We start from the raw sequence: 531 nt of genomic DNA on the forward strand, positions 1-531 counted from the left end.
GGTTCGACGGGTCGGCCGAAGGGCGTCGGGGTGACCCACCGCAGCCTCGCCAACCACCTCCACTGGGCGGTGGCGGAGTTGGCGGGCCGTGGGCGGGGCGGGGCACCCCTGTTCTCCTCCGTCGCGTTCGACCTGGTCGTGCCGAGCCTGTGGGCGCCGCTGATGTGTGGCCAGCGAACGTGGTTGTGGCCAGCCACCGCCGACGTCTCCGAGCTGGGGGAATCGCTCGCGGCAGCGGGCCCTTTCAGCTTCGTCAAGCTCACACCCGGGCATCTGGAACTGCTGGTGCGCCAGATCGGAGTCGACCGGACGGCGGGACTGGCGCCTCTGCTGCTGGTCGCGGGCGAGGCGTTCGCTGGACCTCTCGCGGCACTCTTCCGGGGCCGTCCGGTTCAGCTCGTCAACGAGTACGGCCCGACCGAGGCGACCGTCGGGACCTCCGTCCACCCGGTCGTCGGACCGGTGGGGGCGGGAATGGTGCCGATCGGCCGCCCGTTGCCGAATGTCACCGCGTACGTGGTGGATGCCGCG

General features: G+C 71.8%; 1 protein-coding gene. It reads left to right on the forward strand.

The features are described from left to right. A partial coding sequence (locus tag OC439_RS30190) for an AMP-binding protein (RefSeq protein ID WP_262016387.1) occupies positions 1-531 on the forward strand: 531 nt, incomplete at both ends.

This window comes from Micromonospora sp. Mcm103 (assembly GCF_024519755.1).
Lineage (GTDB): Bacteria > Actinomycetota > Actinomycetes > Mycobacteriales > Micromonosporaceae > Micromonospora > Micromonospora aurantiaca.